We start from the raw sequence: 1,027 nt of genomic DNA, 5'->3' as shown, positions 1-1,027 counted from the left end.
TGCATGAACTGCCACATGCACCAGCCCAATATCTTCCTGAACTCCTTCCTCGGCTACACCATGTGGGACTACGAGTCCGACGCGCCGTCGATGTGGCCCAAGCAACAGAAATACCCGACCGCCGAGGAAGTGCGCGCGATCACGGATCGCAACCCCGAAGGCGCCGCTCCGCGCGGGCGCTGGGCCGATATCGACTTCCTGCGCAACGTCTATGATCTGAACCCGACGCTGAAGGACACCCAGTTCGCCGATTATCACGGCCACGGCTGGAACTTCCGCGCGATCTTCAAGCGCGACCGCGAGGGCAATCTGCTCGATGCCGAGGGCAAGATCGTCGATCCCGATGATCCGGAGAAGTGGCGCCGCAAGGACGAGGGCAAGTTCGTCCCCGCCGGGGTCAACCCGGGCAAGGCGGTGCACATGATGGATATCCATGCCGAAAAGGGCATGCAGTGCGCCGATTGCCACTTCGAACAGGACAGCCACGGCAACGGGCTGATCTACGGCGAAGTCGCCAATGCGATCGAGATCACCTGCAAGGACTGCCACGGCACGCCCGACGCTTACCCGACGCTGCGCACCAGCGGCCCGGCTGCGCCGCCCGAAGGCCACAACCTTGCGCTCCAGCGCAACCCCGATGGCAAGCGCCGCTTCGAATGGATCGAAGGGCCCGATGGCAGGCGCAAGCTCGTCCAGCGCTCGATCATCGATCCGAACCTTGAATGGGACATGAGCCTGGTCAAGGATTCGGTCGATCCCGCCACGCCCGAATTCAACGCCAAGGCCGCGCGCTCCAAGCTCGTCAGCCGCTATGGCGCGGAAACCGGCAATTTCGAATTCGGCATCGGCATTTCCGAAGGCGACCGCGCGCACCGCGAACCGGAGATGGCGTGCTTTACCTGCCACCTGTCATGGACCACCTCCTGCGGCGGCTGCCACCTGCCGATCGAGGCCAACTGGAAGACCGGCGTCCACCGCTACGAAGGCGGCGAGACCCGCAACTTTGCCACCTACAACCCGCAGGTCG

The 1,027-nt window shown here is 63.9% G+C and carries 1 pseudogene; it reads left to right on the top strand.

Features of this window, described 5'->3' with window-relative positions:
• A pseudogene (locus ACOVQ0_RS19800) lies at window positions 1-1,027 on the top strand (hypothetical protein); the annotation flags it as partial.

This window comes from Novosphingobium sp. (assembly GCF_049240505.1).
Taxonomy (GTDB): Bacteria; Pseudomonadota; Alphaproteobacteria; order Sphingomonadales; family Sphingomonadaceae; genus Novosphingobium.
This window is presented reverse-complemented; position numbering and strand designations above follow the sequence as displayed.